At 52.3% G+C, this 22,305-nt stretch carries 19 protein-coding genes; 12 read left to right on the forward strand and 7 right to left on the reverse strand.

Features of this window, described 5'->3' with window-relative positions:
- The first annotated feature begins 90 nt into the window (after window positions 1-90).
- From ABJI30_RS10270 to ABJI30_RS10300, 7 genes are all read left to right on the forward strand, one after another.
- Complete coding sequence (locus tag ABJI30_RS10270) at window positions 91-2,124, forward strand: NADPH-dependent 2,4-dienoyl-CoA reductase (protein ID WP_348018176.1); 2,034 nt, start codon at window positions 91-93, stop codon at window positions 2,122-2,124.
- A gap of 172 nt (window positions 2,125-2,296) precedes the next feature.
- Complete coding sequence (locus ABJI30_RS10275; protein WP_348018099.1) at window positions 2,297-3,412, forward strand: FAD-dependent oxidoreductase; 1,116 nt, start codon at window positions 2,297-2,299, stop codon at window positions 3,410-3,412.
- 303 nt (window positions 3,413-3,715) lie between these two features.
- The gene (locus ABJI30_RS10280) at window positions 3,716-4,597 is read left to right on the forward strand and encodes a LysR family transcriptional regulator (RefSeq protein WP_348018100.1); all 882 of its coding nucleotides are present in this window, start codon (window positions 3,716-3,718) and stop codon (window positions 4,595-4,597) included.
- Window positions 4,598-4,785: 188 nt separating this feature from the next.
- A complete protein-coding gene (locus tag ABJI30_RS10285) occupies window positions 4,786-7,890 on the forward strand; it encodes a TonB-dependent receptor (protein WP_348018101.1) in 3,105 nt (1,034 codons plus the stop codon).
- A 58-nt stretch (window positions 7,891-7,948) separates the two neighbouring features.
- Entirely contained in the window at window positions 7,949-9,160 is a 1,212-nt protein-coding gene (locus tag ABJI30_RS10290; protein WP_348018102.1) for a M14-type cytosolic carboxypeptidase, read from the forward strand.
- A complete protein-coding gene (locus tag ABJI30_RS10295) occupies window positions 9,157-10,755 on the forward strand; it encodes an amidohydrolase family protein (RefSeq protein WP_348018103.1) in 1,599 nt (532 codons plus the stop codon). Before ABJI30_RS10290 ends, ABJI30_RS10295 begins: the two co-directional genes overlap by 4 nt.
- The gene (locus ABJI30_RS10300) at window positions 10,749-11,987 is read left to right on the forward strand and encodes a dicarboxylate/amino acid:cation symporter (protein ID WP_348018104.1); all 1,239 of its coding nucleotides are present in this window, start codon (window positions 10,749-10,751) and stop codon (window positions 11,985-11,987) included. Before ABJI30_RS10295 ends, ABJI30_RS10300 begins: the two co-directional genes overlap by 7 nt.
- Before the next feature lie 4 nt (window positions 11,988-11,991).
- On the opposite strand, the gene ABJI30_RS10305 is transcribed toward ABJI30_RS10300, so the two are convergent.
- Entirely contained in the window at window positions 11,992-13,254 is a 1,263-nt protein-coding gene (locus tag ABJI30_RS10305; RefSeq protein WP_348018105.1) for an FAD-dependent oxidoreductase, read from the reverse strand.
- 123 nt (window positions 13,255-13,377) lie between these two features.
- On the opposite strand from ABJI30_RS10305, the gene ABJI30_RS10310 reads away from it, so the two are divergent.
- Window positions 13,378-13,644, forward strand: coding sequence for a hypothetical protein (locus tag ABJI30_RS10310; protein ID WP_348018106.1), 267 nt, complete (start codon window positions 13,378-13,380; stop codon window positions 13,642-13,644).
- 135 nt (window positions 13,645-13,779) lie between these two features.
- Here the strand turns inward: ABJI30_RS10310 and ABJI30_RS10315 are convergent, their stop codons facing one another.
- The 5 genes from ABJI30_RS10315 to ABJI30_RS10335 all read right to left on the reverse strand — a co-directional run bounded on the left by ABJI30_RS10315 (window position 13,780) and on the right by ABJI30_RS10335 (window position 17,633).
- Window positions 13,780-14,925: a zinc-binding dehydrogenase gene (locus tag ABJI30_RS10315; RefSeq protein WP_348018107.1), complete on the reverse strand. Its 1,146-nt coding sequence runs from the start codon at window positions 14,923-14,925 to the stop codon at window positions 13,780-13,782.
- A gap of 46 nt (window positions 14,926-14,971) precedes the next feature.
- Window positions 14,972-15,490, reverse strand: a complete 519-nt coding sequence (locus ABJI30_RS10320) for a DUF1330 domain-containing protein (protein WP_348018108.1) — start codon at window positions 15,488-15,490, stop codon at window positions 14,972-14,974.
- Between the two features lie 69 nt (window positions 15,491-15,559).
- Window positions 15,560-16,081, reverse strand: coding sequence for a DUF1330 domain-containing protein (locus ABJI30_RS10325; RefSeq protein WP_348018109.1), 522 nt, complete (start codon window positions 16,079-16,081; stop codon window positions 15,560-15,562).
- A 66-nt stretch (window positions 16,082-16,147) separates the two neighbouring features.
- On the reverse strand, window positions 16,148-16,573 hold the full coding sequence (locus ABJI30_RS10330; protein WP_348018110.1) for an MAPEG family protein: 426 nt from the start codon (window positions 16,571-16,573) through the stop codon (window positions 16,148-16,150).
- Between the two features lie 160 nt (window positions 16,574-16,733).
- Window positions 16,734-17,633: a LysR family transcriptional regulator gene (locus ABJI30_RS10335; protein WP_348018111.1), complete on the reverse strand. Its 900-nt coding sequence runs from the start codon at window positions 17,631-17,633 to the stop codon at window positions 16,734-16,736.
- A 132-nt stretch (window positions 17,634-17,765) separates the two neighbouring features.
- Here ABJI30_RS10335 and ABJI30_RS10340 point away from each other — a divergent pair, with 132 nt between their 5' ends.
- The 4 genes from ABJI30_RS10340 to ABJI30_RS10355 are packed head-to-tail and all read left to right on the forward strand — an operon-like array spanning window position 17,766 to window position 21,001.
- A complete protein-coding gene (locus ABJI30_RS10340; RefSeq protein ID WP_348018112.1) occupies window positions 17,766-18,452 on the forward strand; it encodes a peroxiredoxin-like family protein in 687 nt (228 codons plus the stop codon).
- A gap of 54 nt (window positions 18,453-18,506) precedes the next feature.
- Window positions 18,507-19,115, forward strand: a complete 609-nt coding sequence (locus ABJI30_RS10345) for a glutathione S-transferase N-terminal domain-containing protein (protein ID WP_348018113.1) — start codon at window positions 18,507-18,509, stop codon at window positions 19,113-19,115.
- A gap of 54 nt (window positions 19,116-19,169) precedes the next feature.
- Window positions 19,170-20,213, forward strand: coding sequence for an alpha/beta fold hydrolase (locus ABJI30_RS10350; protein WP_348018114.1), 1,044 nt, complete (start codon window positions 19,170-19,172; stop codon window positions 20,211-20,213).
- A gap of 20 nt (window positions 20,214-20,233) precedes the next feature.
- A complete protein-coding gene (locus ABJI30_RS10355) occupies window positions 20,234-21,001 on the forward strand; it encodes a glutathione S-transferase family protein (RefSeq protein WP_348018115.1) in 768 nt (255 codons plus the stop codon).
- Window positions 21,002-21,115: 114 nt separating this feature from the next.
- Here ABJI30_RS10355 and ABJI30_RS10360 read toward each other — a convergent pair whose 3' ends face one another.
- Window positions 21,116-22,303, reverse strand: coding sequence for a glycine C-acetyltransferase (locus tag ABJI30_RS10360; protein ID WP_348018116.1), 1,188 nt, complete (start codon window positions 22,301-22,303; stop codon window positions 21,116-21,118).
- Between the last annotated feature and the right edge of the window lie 2 nt (window positions 22,304-22,305).

The raw sequence follows: 22,305 nt of genomic DNA on the forward strand, positions 1-22,305 counted from the left end.
CAATAAGAAGACAGTAGAAGCGCCTGAATTGGCGTGATACGTGACAGTTTTAACCCGATAGAAAATTTGAAAACACAAGAGATATTGAAAATGAACACGGCTTATCCCAATTTGCTCGAACCGCTGGACCTCGGTTTCACGACTATCAAAAATCGTTCGATAATGGGATCCATGCATACGGGGCTGGAAGAAACCGAGGGCGGTTTTGAGAGAATGGCCACCTATTTTGCCGAGCGTGCCGCCAATAATATCGGGATGATTATAACTGGCGGTATCGCTCCAAATCCGGAATCCTCCATGGGCGGCGCGATGATGTCGACGGATGAGGAAGCGGCCAAGCATCGCATGGTTACAGATGCGGTCCATGAAGCCGCCGCAGACGTCAAGATATGCATGCAGATATTGCATCCCGGCCCGCTGGCAAACAACCCGCAGATGGTTGCGCCGTCTGCAGTCCGGTCGCGGATCGCCCGTCATGTCCCGAACGAACTGGACAAGGCCGGCATTCAAAAACAGATTGATGACCATGTCCAATGTGCCGTCATGGCGCAAAAGGCCGGCTATGATGGCGTCGAGATCATTGGTTCTGCCGGTTATCTGATTTCAACATTTCTGGTCCAGAAAACCAATTTGCGCGAAGATGAATATGGCGGATCATTTGAAAACATGATGCGGTTTGCCATTGAAATAGTTGAACAAACCCGCGCCGCGGTAGGCCATGAATTCATCCTTATTTTCCGTATTGCCGCCATGGATATGCTCGAAGGCGGGATGAGCTGGGAAGAAATTATTGCACTCGGAAAGGCTTTGGAGAAAGCCGGTGTGACCATCATTTCCACCCATTTTACCTGGCATGAAAGCGCGGTTCCGACCATCGCGACAATGGTCCCGCGCGCTGCTTTCACCTCGGTAACCGGGCGTCTTCGCAAGGAAGTCAACGTTCCGGTGATTACCTCCAACAGGATTAACATGCCCGATGTTGCAGAGGAGGTCCTGGCCCGCGGTGATGCAGATCTGGTGTCCATGGCGCGCCCACTGCTCGCCGACAGTGCGTTCATGCGCAAAGCTGTTGAGGGTCGTGAAGATGAAATCAATACCTGCATTGCCTGCAACCAGGCGTGCCTCGATCACACATTTTCGGGAAAACTGACGAGTTGCCTTGTCAATCCGCGCGCATGCCATGAAACCAAACTCAATTATCTGCCCACAACCGAACCGAAGCGCATCGCGGTCGTCGGTGCCGGTCCGGCAGGCCTGGCCTATGCGACAGTGGCTGCCGAACGCGGTCATGCCGTGACGTTATTCGAGGCGTCGTCCGAAATTGGAGGTCAGTTCAATCTGGCCAAGACCATACCGGGCAAAGAGGAGTTTTACGAAACGATTCGCTATTATAACCGGATGATCGAAGTGCACGGGATTGACCTTCGATTGAACAACAGAGTCGATGCTGCGACGTTGCAAGAGGAAGGCTTTGACAAGGTCGTTATTTCAACCGGAATCAAACCGCGTACACCTGAGATCGAAGGCATCGATCATCCCAAGGTCGCAGGCTATATTGATGTGATCAAAGGGAAAAAACCGGTCGGGAAAAAGGTCGCGATAATTGGCGCAGGCGGCATTGGTTTTGATGTCAGCGAACTGATCAGCCATTCCGGTCCCTCAGGGGCGGTTGACCGGGATGTATTTGCCAGGGAATGGGGGGTTGATTTCGAAAACCATCCGCGCGGTGGTGTTACCGGTGTTGAACCGCAGGTCGCCAAGTCCGATCGTGACATCACTTTATTGCAACGCAAGGAAAGCCGGGTGGGTGCTGGTCTGGGAAAAACCACCGGATGGACCCATCGACTGGCATTGACGCGGCGCGGTGTCGGCATGGTGAACGGCGTGGAATATGTGAAGATTGATGATGATGGCCTGCACATTCTGCAAAGCGATGGGCAGCCGCATGTCGTTGAAGCGGATACCGTGATTATCTGTGCCGGTCAGGACCCGTTGAGGGACGTCTATGACGATCTGGTTGCTGCAGAGATCCCGGCTGATTTGATCGGCGGCGCCTATGAAGCGATGGAACTGGATGCAAAGGCCGCGATCAATCAGGCCAGCTATCTGGCGGCAGCTGTGTGACTTTTTTCGCAAAATCTCAGACATAGAAAACCCACACGAAGCGGCGCGTGATTTTCATTGTGGGAGCAGGATTTACAACCCGGCACTCTGCACTATTTCCGTCCGAAAAGGATTTTCTGAACGAGGATTACTAACTCTATGAGAGTTCCTGGTTCTGAGCTAAGCAAGAGTCATGGTACGGCAATCCGGAAAATGGTCCATAACCCGCAGGTCGGTCGTTTTGTCGCTGGGTACTGCGACTCTGGCTGCCTGCCAGACAGCCCGCCTTGTGCCAACACAATCTCGACGGCCAGGTGTACCGGTTCAACTATCGCCAGCATTTTTTGATCGCTCGGTTGTCGGGTTGCGTCCCGGCCGTATTGGCGGGTTCAGGCTTGCTTCCGACAAGCTGGGCGAAAAGCTGGTCGTCCATAATTATGGGCATGGCGGCGATGGCTACACCTTGTCCTGGCCATGCGCCCGGTGGGCGGCGGATCAAATCTCCAAAACACATCCAGGTTCGGTTGGCATAATCGGTGCGGGCGTAAGCGGTTTGACGACCGCCTGGTTATTGGCGCAGCGCGGCATCAACGTGTCAATCTATGCTGAACAGTTTTCTCCGGACACGACGTCCAATATTGCCGGTGCAATAATCCTGACCGGTCCGAATTATCGATCGGGTGAAAATGCGAATAGCGGCCCGTCCGACGATGCGATAAACGCTGATGTAATAGCCGGATTCACACCATTTTTAATCGATCCGAGATATGGTGTTTACTGGATAGATCATTTCCAGATGCGGCCTTTGCGGCAGGACGGCCAGTCAACTTACGAGGAATTTCTGGGGCGCAGGGTCACCAGCAAGTTCCGGACAATCATGGTCGACCCCAATCTCTACCTGGCTGCCTTGATGCAAGATTTGTCTGCAATGGGAGTGCAATTCTGGACGAAGAAATTTACCACTCTCGGTGATCTGGCTCGGTTGCCGCATACAGCTCTTGTCAATTGCTCCGGACTGGGTGCCGGTATTCTGTTCGATGACGAAAATATGTATCCCATTCGCGGACAGTTGACGCTGCTCAAACCGCAGCCGGAAATTGATTACAGTTATATTAGCCGCCAGCCGGGCGGGATACTCTATATGTTTCCCCGGCGGGAGAACATCGTTTTGGGCGGAACGCATCAGCGCGGCAATGCTCATTTGCTACCTGAACCAGATGAAGCTGAGCGGCAATTGCGCGGGCATGCCGAGCTGATGGCCAGTTTACGGGGCGTGCCAAGGATCAGTCCGGATGACGCGCAAAATTGATCGAATATCGTGACGTTTGCGATCGATCATGCGCCATTAGCCATGGCTTCAATCTGACGGATATGATCCGGGATCTCTGACTCAATGATACCGCATCCCGACAAAGGCTCCAGAACTTCGCGGGCGTCGGGGAAGCAGTCGGTAGACAGGATCCGGGTGTGTGCCGGAAAGCTTAGCCGAAGCTAGAGCGCTCAAATATATTGACCCCGACTGTTTGTACTGAGCGTCCGAGGCAATCCTTTTCTTCCTAAAAATACCTTTCCTTCTTGCGCTCCGGAAAATGCGCATCCATTGCTTTAGGTTATGAGACTACGTCAGATCGAAATATTCTATCATGTTTTTCGGGAGGGCTCGATCAGCGGCGCTGCTCGAGTTCTACATGTGTCCCAGCCTTCGGTAAGCAAAGTTTTGCGGCACGCAGAAGATCAACTGGGGTTTGCGCTTTTCTACAGGAAAAAGGGAAAGCTCTCGCCGACCTCGGCTGCAATTGAACTGTTCGCAGATGCAGAGAATATTTACGGTCAGATCGGGGCACTTAATCGTGCGGCCAGCAATATCCGGAATCGCAAAGGCGGACATATCCGTTTGGGGGTATTGCCTTCCTTGAGTTTGACAGTGATCCCGGACTGGATCGCGAGGCTTCGCAAAGATGATCCTCAGCTGAGTTTCGAGATCACGACGCTTCATTCCGATGAAATGGATGCGGCTTTGCTGGAGAAAAAGTGCGACCTTTGCATTGGATTTGAGGCCAGTGACGATGAGCGGCTTGTATCACGCAATCTTTCGAACGCAGAACTCGTGTTGATTACGCAACCCGGTCAATTGGATGCCAAAGACGGCAAGGTTGACCTTTCGGTGCTGCACGAGGCAGATTTTGTCGGGTTAAAGGACAGTGGTCCGGCGGGCACCGCCTTGACCGAAAGGCTCGAAAAGGAAGCGATAACCCCGAACGAAGTGGTAACCACACATACATATTATGTCGCAGCATCGCTGGTCAGGCTGGGTGTTGGGATATCGGTTGTTGATCGATTTACCGCGAACTCCTTCATGGCCGAAAACCTCGAAAAGCATGAATTTTCAACAAGCATTTCGCATCCGGTCTGCGCGATCAGTCATGTTGACGGGCACCAGCCAGAAATATTGGCCGCCTGTTTGACAGCAATTGAGAGCTTGATCAGCAATTGAGAAATTTTGTGGCACGCATGCAACTATAGCCATTGTTTATAGGTCATGTTGCTTATTATCTAGCACATTTGATTGCATTGAAACGCCAATATGGGCATGTTTCTCCCATAGTCGCGACTACAGCGACACTCGATCATCCAAAAAATGGATTTGGAATTCGAAAAAATTTGACTTGGGGGGTCACCAAAATGAATTTTTCAAAGAAAAAAACCTGCAGGCTTTTATGTTCATCAGCTCTCGTCGCAGCAAGTTGTGGCACGGCGTTCGCGCAATCAGTTGACGAGACTGGCGCAGCTGCAGATGAAAGTATTATTGTCGTCACCGGGTCTCAGATCAAGGGCGCGAAAATTGATGACGTGCTGCCGGTGACGGTTCTCGATGAAGAGGCCATTGAAACGACCGATGCTGCTTCGGGTGATGAACTGTTCCGGTCGATTCCGCAGGCTGGTCAGGTTTCATTTAACGAACAGAGCACGGCAGGCGGTGTCAATGGCGCACGCGGCGATATCGCTTCGATCAACCTCCGCGGACTTGGAACCGGAAACACGCTGCTGCTAATCAATGGACGCCGCATGGTGCTTAATCCGGGTTTCCAGACTGAATTGTTTGTTCCCGTTGTTTCTCCTGACACCAACACCATTCCGCCAGGCGGTATCCGGCGTGTCGAAGTATTGCGCGACGGGGCATCGGCTCTTTATGGCGCGGATGCCGTGGCCGGTGTTGTGAATACCCAATTGAAAGACAATCTGGATGGCGGCTTTGTGCGCAGTAATTACCGCGCATCAACCGGCACAAGTCTTTACAGCGTCAGCGTTCGTGGAGGACTTGGCTTTGATTTCAATGAAGGTCGCAGCAATCTGACGCTTTACGGATATTATTTCCACGAGAATGGGGCGCCGGTTTCGATCCGGGATTATTCTGCAAGCAGCGATCTTCGACCATTTCTCGTAGGGACCGATTTTGAAGGCGATACCCAATTCGACAATCGCTCGATCAATTCACCTTTCGGCGCGTTTGATATCCAGGGTTCCAGTGCGACGTCATCAAATACCACTGTCTTGCGGGATGATGATTTCCATCTCCAGCCGTGTAGCCTGTTTGGCGCAAGTGGCCAGCCCACTGATGGTCGATTTATCGATCTGGGTAACGGACTATGTGCGGATAATGGCGGAACGATTGACCGCGATCTTCGTTACGATCTCGGCGCAGACCGGAACCTGTTCTCCAAAAAAGACAGGTATAACATCCAGGCCTTGTTCAATCACGAACTCAGCGATTCTGTGGAATTCTATTTTGAAGGTTCCTATTATCGCTCGAAATCCAGTCGCCAACGTGAACAGAATACCATGCTCAGTGCTGTTCCGATCGGAATCCTCGCATCAGCCTTTTATAACCCGCTGGGCGCAACGACACTGGCGGATGGATCACCAAATCCCAATCGCGTCACAAACGGACTTGGTCCGAATGTTGACGCCGGTGGCCGGGACTTGTTGCTCGAAGATTATCGTTTTGTCGATGTCGGACCGAGAATGGGAACCGTGACCAAGAATACGTTCCGCTTTGTTGGCGGGTTCCGGGGAGAATTAGCAGGCTGGGATTTTGATTCCGGTTTCGTGTATTCGCGAGCTCGTACTAATGATTTCACGGCAAATCGAATCTCGGGCACGTTGCTCCAGGATGCAATCAACCGGAATGATGCGACTGCATATAACCCGTTTAACGGCGGTTGCTTTGAGGGTCAGGGACTTGGACCAAACCGGGCAGATTGTACGCCAAGCAACCCCCAGACGCTGCAGGACGTATCAATCGACGTGTTCCGCCGAGGTGAAACCACCCTCGCTCTGGCCGATTTCAAAGTATCCAAACCCGATTTGTTCACGCTGCCAGGTGGTGATGTGGGTCTTGCCGCCGGAATTGAATTCCGCAGGGAGACTTTCTTCGATGATCGTGATCCGCGGCTTGACGGTACGATTACATTTACCAATGCCGTCAATGGCGACACCTTTGGCAGCGATGTGATCGGTTCCAGCCCGTCTCCGGATACCAGTGGCAACCGCCAGGTCTATTCTGGCTATGCTGAAGCATTCATTCCGCTTGTTTCCGAAGATATGGAAATACCGCTGATCAGCGAATTCAATGTTCAGCTGGCCGGGCGTTTTGAAAGTTTCTCGGACTCCGGCAGTACCTTTGTTCCGCGGGCCGCTGCCTCATGGACGCCCGTTCGCGGTGTCATTCTTCGCGGTGCATGGTCCCGCGGGTTCCGCGCACCAAATCTGGTGCAGGTGAACGACCAGGGCACCACGCGTTCCAACTCGGAAATTCCCGCAGTGGAATGTGTCGCCGAGATTATCCAGGGCATCGAAGCAGATGTTTCGGATTGCGGAACCCGAGGCCTTATCGATTTCCGGTCAGGCGGTCCAAATCTGCAGCCGGAAAAAACCGAGAGTATCAATCTCGGTATTGTCCTGGCTCCGGAATTTCTGCCGGGCCTGACTGTGACGGCCGATTACTGGCGGGTTCGTCAAAATGGTATTGTCGGCATTCTCGGGAACCAGAACGCACTATATCTGGACTTGCTTCAGCGTCTGCAGGGCGGGTCCAATCCCAACGTGGTTCGGGATGCGCCTGATGCAGGACAGCTGGCACTTTATGCGGGAACCGGGATCAATCCGGCCGGTGATATTGTGCAGATCTTGAATCCATATCAGAATCTGGACAGCCGGGTTTCCGAAGGCGTCGATCTGAGTTTGATTTACGATGTCGGCAGCACACCGATCGGTGATTTGAAATTCCAGGTCAATGCTGCCCGTCTCATCGGTTTTAACCAGTCTCCAGGGGCATCAGGCGCGCCGCTTGCCGATCTGGAATCAGTTCTTTCAGGCATTCCGCAACTGTCCGCAGGCGATGTGGCAACGCTAGCTGCAGAAGGCTTTGGTGAACTGATCGAACGGGACGGCCGCCCCAAATGGCGGTTGTCCGGATCAATGAACGTGAGAAATGGTCCGGTCCGCTTCAGCCTGTTCGGCCGTTATGTGGGTGAATGGAACGACCCGAGCGCGACCCAGAATACGACGGGTGCACTTTTCCGGGGCGATGACTGGTTCACGCTCAATGCGTCGATAAGTTACACGATCGAAAATGACACTGCGTTGGATGGAACGCGTCTCAAAGTCGGCTTCAACAACATCTTCGATCAGGATCCACCGATCGCCGACGAAAGCTATGGCTTTTTTGGTGAATTGCACAGCGCGCGTGGCCGTCAGTTCAGCTTCGAGATTCAGAAGAAGTTCTAGGTATGTGAGCAGGACCGGATGATGACCCGGTCCTGCCATTCACCGGAAAGAGGTGCACATGATTGGTCGAATACCGATGTTGGTTATCCTCGTGGCAAGCTTGGGGTTGTGGAATCCTTCTCCGATATTGGCGAAAGAAGTCGCTGAAACTTCTCCCAAATGCGAGACGCGGGCTGTCAAACTTGATACCAATTTCCCAACAGGGAATATCAAATCCTGCGTAACTTCTGGCAAAAAACGTCTCAACATCACCCTCGCGCCGGAAGATGCGCCGCCGATCAATTGTAGTGCCTGGTACGCCTTCAGATTGACAGCGCTCAAACCGACGAGAGTCACGGTCAATCTTGATTATGAAGCCTGCGGTCACCGGTACTGGCCAAAGATCAGCACCGATGGTGTGACCTGGACCAATCTAAAAAAGAAATGGGTCAAAATCGAGGAAGTGGACGGTCGGAAGCGCGCCAGATTGTCGATCAAGCTGGGCAACAAGCCGTTGTTCGTTGCCGGGCAGGAAATTTTCCCGCCATCCAAATATAAGCTTTGGCTGAACCATGCGGCGAAATCTCCGGATGCCCGGCAATGGCTACTGGGAAAGTCCGCCGAATATCGGGATATCCCGGCGATGACGATCAAGTCTGCCGAAGCCACCCCGCGCGAACAGGTCGTGTTGGTAGGGCGTCAGCATCCGCCCGAAGTCACCGGCGCGCTTGCGATGCTGCCATTTGTGGAAACATTGCTGGAAGATACGCCGCTGGCTAGAAAATACCGGGCACGGTTTGAAACAATCATTGTGCCGATGCTGAACCCGGACGGCGTGGTTCACGGGCATTGGCGGCACAATACAGGCGGTGTTGATCTCAATCGTGACTGGGGTCCGTTCACCCAGCCAGAAACAAGATTGATGGACGGCCTGCTCAGGAAAATTGCCCAAAACCCGGATCAGAAATTGCGTCTGCTACTTGATTTTCATTCGACCCAGAAAGATGTATTCTACACCATCCCGGACGAGTTTCCAACGAACCCGCCGCTATTTATCCGTGACTGGTTGAAACGCTATCAGGAGCGCATGCCGGACTATGATGTAAACCGGGATGCTCGCCACAGTCCCGACCGACCGATTTCAAAAGCCCATGCCTTTGAAACATATGGTGTGCCAGCTGTAACTTTCGAATTGGGAGATGAAACGGATCGTGGCCTGATTGCCAGGATCGGGCGAGAATCTGCGGTGGCGATGATGGAAACACTGCTGGCAACCAGCGCTCCCGAATGACATGGCGTAGCATCACTGAAAAAGCTCGTGCGCTCGCCGGCCTGATCGCTTTGACAGGCTGTCAGTCCATCCCCGAGGCCAGTTTGGAGCAGGCGGATGTTCTGATCATGCGCGGACAAATTTTTGACGGCACCGGCAATCCGGCACAATCGGCTGACATTGCAATCAGGGATGACAAAATCATATTTGTTGGGTCGGAAGGGCACCGAAGATTCCAGGTCGATACCGTTATCGATGCAATCGGTTTGGTGGTTGCACCTGGATTTATCGATCCACACACACATGCCGGGAGCGATCTGGCTTCTGAAGATGACTCCCGTCGTGCCAATCTCGCATTTGCTTTTCAAGGCGTGACAACTGTCGTGGTTGGCAATGATGGCCATGGAAGTACCAGGGTTCGCGAAATGGCCGAGAAAGCGAATAATCAGGGGATTGGTACCAATGTCGCATATCTTGCGGGGTTCGGGTATTTGCGGAAACAGGTTATCGGCAATATCGATCGAGCACCAACGAAAGTTGAACTTGAGCGCATGAAGACGGCAATGACCGGCGCGATGTGCGAAGGCGCTTATGGGTTGTCTGCCGGATTATATTATACGCCGCAAAATTTTGCCAAAACGGATGAAGTGATCACGCTGGCCAAAGTCGCGGCGCGCTTTGGTGGCTATTATGACACGCACATGCGCGATGAGAGTACCTACAACATTGGCGTCGCAGGTGCATTACGAGAGGCCATTGAGATTAGCCGGCAGTCCGGGGCGCCGCTGCACGTTTCCCATATCAAGGCACTAGGCCCGGCAGTCTGGGGGCACAGCGCCAGGATGATTACCCTGATCGAGGATGCGCGCGCGGAGGGGATGAAAATTACAGCCGATCAATATCCCTGGACAGCGTCTGGCACGCGTATCAGCAACGCCCTGATGCCGCGCTGGTCTCTGAGTGGCGGGCTGGAAGGTTTGCGCACACGACTTAAATCTGCGGAGACGCGCAAGAAAATCCAGTCCGAGATCGTACAAAACCTGGAACGGCGAGGCGGGGCCAGTCGGCTGTTGATCACGGCGGGTCTTGGCGAGGCCGAAGTAACGGTCGGGAAAAACCTGGCCGAAATCGCTGATGCCCAGGGCATCGATCCGGTTTTGGCAGCAGTCAGGATCGTCGAAAAGGGAGACGCAAGAGTTGCGTCATTCAATATGAATCCCGACGATATCAAGGCATTTGCACAGCGCAATTGGGTCGTAACCGGATCGGACGGAAGCACCGGTCATCCCCGGAAATATGCAAGCTTCCCAAAGGCATATCAAGATTTTGTTGTTCGCGACCAATTGCTCTCGCTTGCCCAGTTTATCCGGCGGAGCAGTGGACAGACTGCGGATATCACCGGACTCAAGGATCGTGGCTACCTCAAAGCAGGCATGGTTGCGGACATCGTTCTGTTTGATCCAAAAAAATTCTCTCCAAGGGCAACTTATCAATTGCCCACCGAGCTGACTGCCGGCGTAGTCCATCTTTTCGTCAATGGGGTTCGGCTCATTGAAAATGGCGAATATCGCGGCGCATTACCTGGCCAGCCGCTGCTGAAGGATAATCAATGCTGAAATTCTGGTTCAATATTCCGCTCTGGCAGCGTGTCGTCGGAGCCCTGCTGCTCGGCATTGTGACAGGTCTGGCATGGGGCCCTGACGCAGAACAGATAAAATGGATTGGGGATCTGTTCATTCGTGCGATCAAAATGCTGATCGTTCCGTTGATCTTTTTCTCGCTCGTTTCGGGAATTGCTGCGCTGGGTGATCTGCGCAAACTTGGCAATGTAGGTGGCAAGGCGCTGATGCTCTTCGTCACGACCGCGATTATTTCGATTTCACTCGGTCTTGCAATGGGAACGATATTCCAGCCGGGCATCGGTCTGGACATAAGTCTTCCAGCTGGTGTGGCGATTCCGGAACCCGCAACAACCTCACCAACCGCAATGATCTTGTCGCTGATTCCTGAGAATCCGGTCATGACAATGGCACAGGGACAGATATTGCCGTTGATCATTTTTGCGATGCTGTTCGGTATCGCGCTGCTGATGGCGGGTGACGAAGCGGCGCCGTTGGTGCGTGCCGTTGATGCCGGTTCGGCAGTCATGCAAAAAATGACGATGCTGGTGATGGAACTGACCCCCTTTGGCGTGTTCGCACTGATGGCGTGGGTTGCAGGAACATTCGGCTTTGAAGCGCTGCTGCCTCTGGCCCAGATGGTGGCACTGAACTATGCCGGTTGTTTCATCATTATATTGCTTGTTTATCCGGTCATTCTCAAGACCATCGCCAAACTGCCGGTGATTGATTTTTACCGAGGCATCGTGGACGCTCAGGCGGTTGCATTCTCCACCGCGTCCTCCAATGCCGCTCTCCCGGTAACCTTGCGTTGTGTCCAGCGTAATCTGGGAGTGTCGAAAAGCGTGGCGAGTTTCACGGTGGCACTGGGTGCAACGATCAACATGAATGGCACCGCCATGTATCTCGGACTGGTTGCCCTGTTTGGCGCACAGCTTTTTGGAATTGAGCTAAGCTGGACTTCATATTTCCTGATCGCGATAACTGCCACCTTGGGTTCGGTGGGAGCAGCCGGAATCCCGGGTTCCGGTCTGGTGATGATGAGCCTTGTCCTTAGCTCGATTGGCGTGCCGCTCGAAACCATCGCATTTGTCGCCGGCATCAATCACATCATGGATATGATGCGGACGATGACGAACGTGACCGGCGATGCCACCGTGGCGGTGGCAGTGGGCAGGATGGCGGACGAAATTGATGTCGAAGAGTATATTTCCGCCGACGATGTCTAAAGGCTCACATTAAGGTTGCCAGCTTTTCGCCAGACCCCATGGCCATCGTCCAGCCCAGCATCCCATGGCCGGTGTTTATCGCGAGATGATCATGCGGGCGCGAAATTATCGGCTGAGAATTTGGTGTCATCGGACGCAAACCAGCCCAGAAATTCGATGCATGATTGTAGTGTCCAGCGTCGGGCAGGGATTGCCGTGCTGTTTCAACAAGATTTTCCATGCTCTTCGGACTGACCCGCGTCGAGGTGCTGCCCAGTTCAGCCAATCCCGCAATCCTTATTCTGTCGCCAAGATTGGTGAACACAATTCTGCGACGGCTATCGGTAATGCTGATCTTGGGCGAAAAGTTATTAGCCGGAAGTTCAAAAGAATAACCCTTCATGGGTTGCACCGGGATACGGACGCCGTGCGGAGCGAGCAGATCAGATGCTGCGCTTCCCGTGCACAGAATGGCGATATCTGCAGACATTACACTTCCGTCTCCGCAGGTCGCTTGCGCGCTCTGATCGAGTTTGACATTTGAAATGGCGGTTTTGAAAGAAGTTTTGACGCCATATTCTGTGACCAGCAACTTGAGCATTTCCGTGCAAAAAGTACGTGAGTTGCCTACTGCATCATCGGGAGAATAGATAACGCCGGCAATTGGATCCGTCCGTTTAAGCAATGCCGGTTCCAACCGGATGGCTTCTGCGGAGGACAAGGCTTCCTGACGAATCCCGAATACCCTCTTCTTTTCGGACAGCGCTTTCGCCTTCCGAAATTGTGCCTCATCCGAATAGACATGCATTTTCCCGACGACCTTGTGTCCGAATTCGATTTTATGGCTGTTTTGCATGGCAGCCATTGCCTTGCAGGAATCTTGCGCCAGTTCCAAAGCGGCCGCAGTGTTGGCGGCAAATTTTTGATGTGTGCAATTACGGAGAAAGGCCAACAGCCAATACACATAATCCAAATCCCACTGCGCTCTGAGCCGAAACGCTTTGTCCAAGCCCAGCGACAATGCCGGCAGGGATGGCAAAATGGCGGGCGTGGCCAAAGCATCTGTATAACAATAGCTGAGTTGCGCGCCGTTTGCGTATGAAGATCCCATCCCGGGTCGCGGTTCGCGGTCGACAAGAGTGACGGACAATCCCTTGCGCGCGAGCGCGTAAGCTGTCGCCATGCCAATAACTCCGGCACCCACAACAAGCGCGGATTGCGGTCGTTTCAACATTCTCCCCCTCTCAATTGTGGAGATATAATGCGGCAATTGATCGCCTGCGGCCATTAGCCAATGCAAAGCAGCTTATAGATGGAGGTTATGAGCGTCCGTCACGGACATTCCTCAATTTCTATCTAAGCGCTGGCTAGCAGCAACTGGTTAGCTCTTGCGACCGGAGCAAATGTTAGCTTGCGTGCACATGACGGGTACCGGAATGTTGATCCCGAAATTTTGCCGGACATTGCTCGGGCGCATTGTGCAGACCGGGGCTATTGTAATGTCATGGGATGGATTGATCCGGAGTATGCGGCGAAAGGTTTTCCGATGACCCCACGCGAGGTCAACGAAGTGAAGTTTCAGTATCTTGTCAATCGGGCGACGAGCCTTGAGCAGATGATGTGGGATTGCCGGATCTGGAAACAGGATGATGCTAACAGATGTTCGCCGGTGGATTGAGTTCTGATGACCGCTTTGGGCACAAAAGAGACATTACAGATAGAAAGGATGTTGGTTTGCAACGCGGCCCAGAAACGGACGTTAGCCCGGTCATCACATTGTCCCGAAAGCAGACATTGGTTCCTCGACTTTTCGTTACAATGTTAGCTGCGGGCAAATCAGGAATTTCGAGCCTGTTGACTTGGCATTGTAGCGTTCTACGACTTCACTATCTAGTGCATCCGATAGTGAAATTTCATCGGTATAGTGACTCGCAAAAGTGGTTTTGAGTTCTTTCGCAACACGCATACGCAAACGTTCTCCAACCTCCAGATCTGCTTTTGCCAGAAAGTTTGGAAGCAGCCATGCCCCAACGCTCCAGGCCATTCCGTAGCTTCGCGGCACGAACTCGGTTGGTGATGTGTCGAGGCCACCATAGAGATATACCTGCTTGTGCTTGGTTGAGCCATAGATACTGAAGACGGTGGGAGTGCGAGCTGCGGCGGCCTCCATCGCAATCAGTATATCAGACGCTAGCGAGCCGCCTCCCGTTGCATCAAAGGCGATGGTTGCCCCGGTTTCCTCAATGGCGTCGATCAATTCTGTTTTGAATGTATCACTGCTGGAATTGATGACATATTTGGCACCGAGGTTTTTTAACATATCCGCCTGCTCCTGGCGGCGGACAATATTGACGATATCAATTCCGTCAGCCTGTCCGATTTTGTTGAGCATTTGCCCCAAATTGGAAACCGCTGCAGTGTGCACGATCGCGCTGTGCCCTTCCAACCGCATGGTCTCGACAAAGCTGAGTGCGGTTAATGGATTGACGAAACTGGACGCTCCGTCTTTCGCTGTGCAACCGGGCAATAGCGGCATAGCTTGAACGGCCGGGACACAGCGATATTCGGCATACATGCTGGCGCCGCCCATCACAGCAACCGTTTTTCCGATCAGGCTTTTTGCATATTCACCTTCACCGGTGGCCACCACAGTGCCGGCACCTTCATTGCCAACCGGAATATCCTGACCAATTCGTCCTTTCATGGCGGCCATGCCGGGTGGAGAAACGGGTATGGTCAGAACTCTGTTTGCTCCTTCGCCACTGGACTCGGCTTCTGCCATATTGGCTCCACCAAACATGACCCCGTGATCGGAGGGATTTATCGGCGTAGCTTCGATCCGCACTATAATCTCATCCGATTCCGGCGTCGGCATCGGATTATCGTGCAATGCCAAAGTCAGCTTTCCATCCTCTGAAACGGTGGAGAACATCTGTTTGTACGATTCGGGTAAGATCATTGTGGAGCTCCCATTAAAAGTGCTGGGGGTTTCATTGCCAGGATGGTTATTCGGGTATCGGCGCCGGGGCCATTCGCACCAACCGAGAATCCGCCACAGCAGCGCTCCGGTGGAAGGCGTGCTTTTTATATTCGGGATCACCAACAAGGGCCAAAAAAGAAGCCAGATTGGGATAGGACACAATGAAGACGGCATCCCATTGTTCATGCTCTGGCCCGATTAGTGTGAGTTGAGGCATACCGAAATATGCCACTTTGCCGCCAGTTCGCGTGGCAATGGGACTGGAGTGACGGCTATATTCTTCGTAGGCCTGTCGACCTGTCCAGTCCTTCGCACCAAATTCACTATCATCTTGATAGCTCGCCTTGTCTTTGAAGCGAATCATGTTGAGCATGTGCAGCGGTTGATCAGCAGGAAGTGTCTGCATCGCTGCATAGGCTTTTGCATCGGAGTTTACGTAAGTTGCTGGTGTCGATTCTTGATCTTTGGCATTGGCGGGCAAGGCAACTAGTGCGGCCATCGATACTGTCACAAAGGATATGACCAGAGCGTTAAATATTTTCATGATGTAGACGCCTTTCGACTGTTTGACTGAATTGAAGATACTCTTGTTCATTCACAAAAGGGCAAGCAGCTACTTTTTGGGAGCAGGCGCAGGAACCATGCGAATGAGTCTGGAATCTGCGACCCCGGCTTTCCGATGAAAGGCATGTTTCTGATATTCAGGATCTTCGAACAGAGCCTGTAAAACGGTCACATCGGGATAGTAGATGATGAAGATCGAATCCCATTGTTCGCCTTCCGGGCCAATCAAAGTAAGCTGCGGCACACCGGTATAATGTGTGCTGCCGCCCAGCCGCGCTACAATGGGTCCAGCATGTCGGCGATATTCCGCATAGGCCTTAGCGCCAGTCCAGCCCTTGTTCGCAAATTCACTGCTCTCCGGATATTCTGCTTTGTCCCTTAGCTTGATCATATTGAGCATATGAATTTCTTCGTGCATCGGCAGCTTGAACATTTCATCCAAGGCGTTTGGGTTGGCATCAATATGACCCTGGGTCGCCGCAACTTCGTGATGTTCAGCAGTGGCCGGTGCTCCGAATAAGGCCAACCAGGAGGTCATGATCGGAGTGATGAGTTTGATGGTGAATTTCATAATGAGAGAACCTTTCGAGAATCCGATCAAAAACTTGTTGAATGCGATTGTGGATGACACCAGATCTCAAAGCGTCGCCAGGAGGTACGTAAGGTACAAGCCGAGCGCGATACCGGTTAATCCAGTACCCATCGCACCGAACATTCTAAAAAGTACAAACGGTGTGAATGCGCTGCCATCGGCATGTGAACCGGATAGCGATGAAAATCCGATGGCGTGCGATATGCGCGCGATTACAAAAACTGCCGCAAAGATGGTCACGGTAGTGCCGCCGCCGGAGAATCCTTCGACCAGTGCAAGAATGACAAGAAACAGCGCTCCATTCTCTGCGAGATTGCCGTGACGCCGAACCTTCCGTTCAAGATCCTGGTCTTCAGAATAGCCTACGCCAATCTTGGCTCTCGCTCGGTGCGAGCCTGCATTCATCATCAAAAACTGTTGCAATATTATCAGGAAAGCGCCTGCCATTGCCGTGGTAAGAGGATAGACCATTTTTTGTACTCCGCAATTTTCGTGGTTCGATTTGAACAACCTCTAAGGGTCTTTCATTCGTACTTGGCGGTGCATCAGTTCGTTGTCATTTGATTGTTATGCAACTTGGTGGCTTATCTACGCACCACTGGATTTTGCTCAAGCGGAATTTGAGCTTGATCTAAATGGTTCCCAGAAACTCGTGCTTGGCATCACGAAGGACCTTTTCGGCAAAAGTCATGAATGCCTTGATCCGCGCAGTCCTCCGAAGGTCACTATGTGTTAGCAACCAGATGTCTCGGGCTTTGATCGGTTTTCTGGATGTGGCGCGTACCAGGTGTGGTTCGCGGTCTCCGATGAAACAGGGAATCATGGCCAAACCCAGACCGCCTTTTGCCCCCGACAACTGCATTGCTGCGCCGGGAAAGCATCCCCACATCGGCACTTTGCTAAATTCGGTTTCCTTGGTCCATTCCGGAAATTTGTCATCGTCAGCATCCCACGCAATCCATCTCGCCGATTCCGGATCATTTTCAAAATCTTGAGAATCCAGATATTCCTGTGTCGCGTAAACCGTTTGATTATAGGTGATGATGCGTTTTCCGACGAGAGATTGGGGTGGATTGTTGTCGATACGGATCGCAATATCGGCTTCTCGCCTGGAGACATCCAATATACTGGTTGTTGCAATCATGTGGACTTCGATGCCGGGGTGCATGTCGGTAAATTCTGACAACCGGGGACCAAAGGTATGAACGGCAATCGGCTCTGCCATTGTTACCGTGACAACACCGCTCATATCGCCGTCTTGTCCAGATATGGATCGTTCAGCGCTGTTTAGCCGGGCCCCGCAGTCGCGGACAGCTGTGACAAACTCCTCGCCAGCGGCGTTCAAGACAAAGCCTTCAGGCTGCCGATCAAAAAGCTTGGTGCCGAGTGCATGTTCGAGATTATCGATCCGTCGGCTTACCGTTGAATGATGAACACCCAGAGCCCGTGCAGCCCGTCGGACTGATCCAGCATCCGCGACAACTGCAAAACTCTTGACCTCTTCCCATTCCAGATGTTGCGAACCGAGCATAGGCATTTCTCCAAAATCATAAACTAGTGGCTATCTGATGCAACGGCAAGTTGCAATATGAACTGATGACGGCTCACTGGCGAAGCGCTATCCCAAGATTTCCGGTTCATTCAACAATTGAGGAATGCCAACATGTCACTTCAATCCACCCTTCAACAAGGTACGCTTGCAAAGCTTCTGCAAGAAACCCTTGCAGATTCCGTAGCTCGATTCCCGCCTGAAGCATTGGAAGTCATGCGCGCAGCGGACGAGGAGCTCAAAGAGCGTAAGGTTGGTGAGAATGCGCTTAAGGCTGGAGATTCTCTACCCGATGCATCACTTATCGACGCGACTGGAAAATCCGTTTCGCTATCTAGCCTGAACGAAGCGGGCCCGCTCATTATTACCTTCTATCGTGGCGGTTGGTGTCCCTACTGCAATCTGGAGTTGAAGGCGTATCAGGAAATTCTTGGCGAGATCACCGACCTTGGCGGCCAATTGATTGCGATTTCGCCAGAGAAGCCAGACAACTCCCTGACGACTATTGAAAAAAATGCACTGACATTTTCGGTTTTGACCGACACCGGTAATCAGCTTGCCAAGGCTGTAGGTATTGCGTTTGAGCTACCTGCCGGATTGCAGCAGCTATTCACCAATTTTGGAATGAATTTGGATGAACTAAATGCTGATACCGGCTGGGCACTTCCTGTGCCTGCCACTTTCGTGGTGGATGGCAATGGTCGAATCATTCTTGCCGATGTGGACATCGAATACACCCGGCGGCTCGAACCGTCAGAAGCTCTCGCTGCGTTAAAATCCAGTGTCACCACATCAGCTTGAGTTCGTCCCAATTCTACTCAATGATCATTGCATGCATCAAAAAGGTAGAATGCAATGATTGATCTATACACTTCCACGACACCAAATGGCCGCAAGATATCAATAGCTTTGGAGGAAATGGGGCTGCCGTATGAAGTGCACGCCATCAACCTCCAAAATGACGAGCAATTTGCGCCAAACTTTCTGAAAATCAGTCCAAACAACAAGATTCCGGCCATCGTCGACCGAGATAATGGCCTGAGTGTGTTTGAATCCGGTGCGATCCTTACCTATCTCGCCGAAAAATCAGATCAGTTTCTACCAACAGGCGGTCCGGAGCGCATCAGAGTTTTGGAATGGCTTACTTGGCAAACGGCGGGATTGGGGCCAATGCTGGGACAATTGAACCACTTCCTAAATGTCGCCGACGAAAAGCTGCCTTACGCAATCAAGCGCTTCTCGGATGAAATGGTCAGGCTTCTTGGCGTTCTCGACAAGCAACTGGCGGATCATAAACATGTGGCGGGCGACTACTCCATTGCCGACATGGCCATCTATCCGTGGTCATCAGCCGCCTATGAAGGCGCTAAAGGCTTGATTGGAGACACCTTCAAAAATCTGGAAAACTGGCATGTAGCCATGGCCGCACGACCAGCGGTGCAAGCGGGCATGGCAGTGCCATAAACCTAAATCACATTAGCGCCAAGTGCGCGACAATTCTAATCAGGAGACAGGACAGTGAAAAAAATATTGCTGAGTATATTGGGGGTAGTTTTTCTTGCTGTAGCGATGGCCGGATTTGTTTTGACCCGCGATGGAGAATTGAAAACGCCCGCTGGCGATGGAACAATCGCATTGGAAGGGGGGAGTTTTGAAGCCTTCCCTTTGCCCGACTATGCGGCCAAATTTGTTGGCGACGACTATAAAAGCTACTTTGTGGAGGTAGAGCCTGGCATCAAAATCCATATCCTGGAGGTCGGTTCTGGATATCCCGTCTATATGCAGCACGGGCTTCCTACGACGGGGTTTCTATATCGCAAAGTTGCCGACAAACTGCCGCGCGATCAATTCCGAGTCATCATGCCCACGATCGTTGGGCTTGGGTTTTCGAGCAAAGTTCCGGCCAGTCAGCACACGCTTGAAAATCATCTGCGATGGATGAACGCTGCTCTGAACAAGCTGACACTTCAGGACGCCATCTTTATTGGCCATGATTGGGGTGGCCCCATCGGCATAGGCGCGCTTGCCCGCTCTCCTGAATTGATGAAGGGCGCAGTGATCCTGAACACCGTTCTCGATTCAGCAAAGGAGGAACGAGATCTGGCAGCGCCGCTTGTTCTCGCCAATACGCCTGTTGTTGGTGAGATCATGTTTGAAGGCCTTGTGTCCATATACGGTCAATTGCCATCCTTTCAGGCTGATCCGGCCTCAATGCCGGAAGACGTAATCCGACTTTATGAAAAACCTGTGCGAGACAGCGGCAACGCCAAGGGCATTTTGGCGATGATGCGCATGTCCGCAAATGGCCCGGATCATCCCAGTTCAAAACAATATAGAGAATTGGAAGAATATTATCAGGGCCGCGACTTTCCGACGGAAATAGTTTGGGGAATGCAGGATTCCATTTTGGTCAAAAGACTGTCTAACATGAAAAAGAACTTTCCAAATGCGGCCGTCACCGAAACGCAAGGGGGACATTTTCTGCAGGAAGAGACCCCAGAGGAAATTGCTGCGGCTGTGCAGCGGGTTCACGCCCGAATTCAAGACGCCGCGGAAGAATAAAACCAAAGGAAATCCGAGATATGAAGTCAGTCAAATTATACGGGTATTCGACAAGCCCCTATGTTCGAAAAACCGGAAGCTTTCTATACTACAAAGGCATTGATTTCACGCATGTACCGGTCAATCCGGTGGAACCTGAAGTCACCATTGGTTTTACGGACCAAACTCAGGTGCCGGTGCTGGAAATTGACGGTGAATGGCGATTGGAATCGTCGGCCCAAGCGTATTGGCTTGATGAACTGTTTCCAGAGAAGCCCCTTTGCCCCGAAGCGCATAAGACGAAGATCGAGCAAATCGACAAATGGGTTAGCGATAGCTTTTTGCTCAGTATTTTCCGCTATTCGATTGACGGTGAAATGAACCACAGCTTCCGACAAGCGGGCTGGCGTTTGGCCGCCATCTTAAGCGCTCAGACACCTCTGTCTGAAAAGACCCGCCATCTTTGGCCGGAAGCGCTCCAGAAAGCACCGTTTATCCAAGACATGGCCAAGCATATGGATTTGACCGAAAACTATCAGGATATGCAGCTTCGGATAGCGAGCGAGCTTGTCAGCCATATCGGCGAAGGACCCTATTTGGGCTCGCTCGATCAACCAACTATGCTCGACTTTGCGGTATTCCCGCAACTGGTCTGGGGATATATGTTCGGACTCGAAGAAAATCTAAGTGCAGCGGCACATCCGGTCGTCAAAGCTTGGTTGCAGCGCGTTGCAGCCTACTTACCGGAAAACCCCACGCTGTCTGCTGATTTTATGCAGGTAAATACAATTGCAGATGGCCTGAATTGAACTTTCTGCGCCAACGTCCGCTTTTGCGCCCATAGCGGACGCCAGCGCTGTGTCTGCTTTATCCCGAAAGCGGAAATTGCAGGACTGATCGCCCAAGCAACTATCATCTAGATGTCAGACTGAAAGTTGCGCTTTGACATCCGCAAATGCTGTGATGGCTTTGTCAATTTCTGCATAGGATAGTCCGGCCGATATCTGGGTTCTGATCCTTGCCTTTCCCTTTGGGACCACCGGATAGGAGAAAGCCACAACATAGACGCCCTCTTCCAGCATCGCATCGGCAAATGTCTTGGCGACCTTTGCGTCATATAGCATCACGGGAACGATGGCGTGTTCACCGGGCAGCAAGCTAAAGCCGTGCTTTGTCATCGCATCCCGAAAATGTGCGGTCTTCCGATTCAGATCTTCCAGACGTTCAGGTGATCGCTCAATTGCATCCAGGGCTGCAATCGCACCACTGACGACGGGCGGAGCGACGGTGTTGGAAAACAGATAAGGACGGGATCGCTGACGCAGCAATTCGACAATTTCACGTTTCCCGCTGGTATAGCCTCCGCTCGCGCCGCCAAGGGCTTTGCCCAGGGTTCCGGTGGTAATATCGACGCGATCCATACAGCCGCGATACTCATGTGTGCCGCGCCCGTTGTCGCCGACGAAGCCGGTTGCGTGACAATCATCAAAATGAACCAGCGCATCATATTTTTCGGCAAGGGCGCAGATTTTATCAAGCTGAGCGATGGTGCCATCCATGGAAAACACGCCGTCGGTAGTGATCAGCTTGAACCGTGCGCCCTGCTTATCGGCAGCGCGCAGTTGCGCTTCCAGATCAACCATATTGTTATTCTTGTAGCGGAAACGCCTGGCCTTGCTCAGCCGTATTCCATCAATGATGCTGGCATGGTTCAGCTCGTCAGAGATGACGGCATCGTCAGCACCCAACAGCGTTTCAAAGAGGCCGCCATTGGCATCAAAACAAGACGGATAGAGGATCGTATCCTCCATGCCCACAAAGGTTGATAATCGCTCTTCCAGTTCCTTGTGCTGGCTTTGCGTTCCGCAAATGAAGCGGACCGACGCCATGCCATAGCCCCAGTCATCCAGACCCTTTTTTGCGGCGGCATTGACATCAGGATCTTGCGCGAGGCCGAGGTAATTATTGGCGCATAGATTGATAACCTTGCGATCTTTTAACCCCACAAGCGCCCCTTGCGGAGAGGTGATCAAGCGCTCGTCCTTATGCAGGCTATCCGCCCTGATTTGATCCAGTTCGCTTTGCAAATGCTGCTGAAAATTCCCGTACATGA

The organism is Parasphingorhabdus sp. (assembly GCF_039968395.1).
Lineage (GTDB): Bacteria > Pseudomonadota > Alphaproteobacteria > Sphingomonadales > Sphingomonadaceae > Parasphingorhabdus.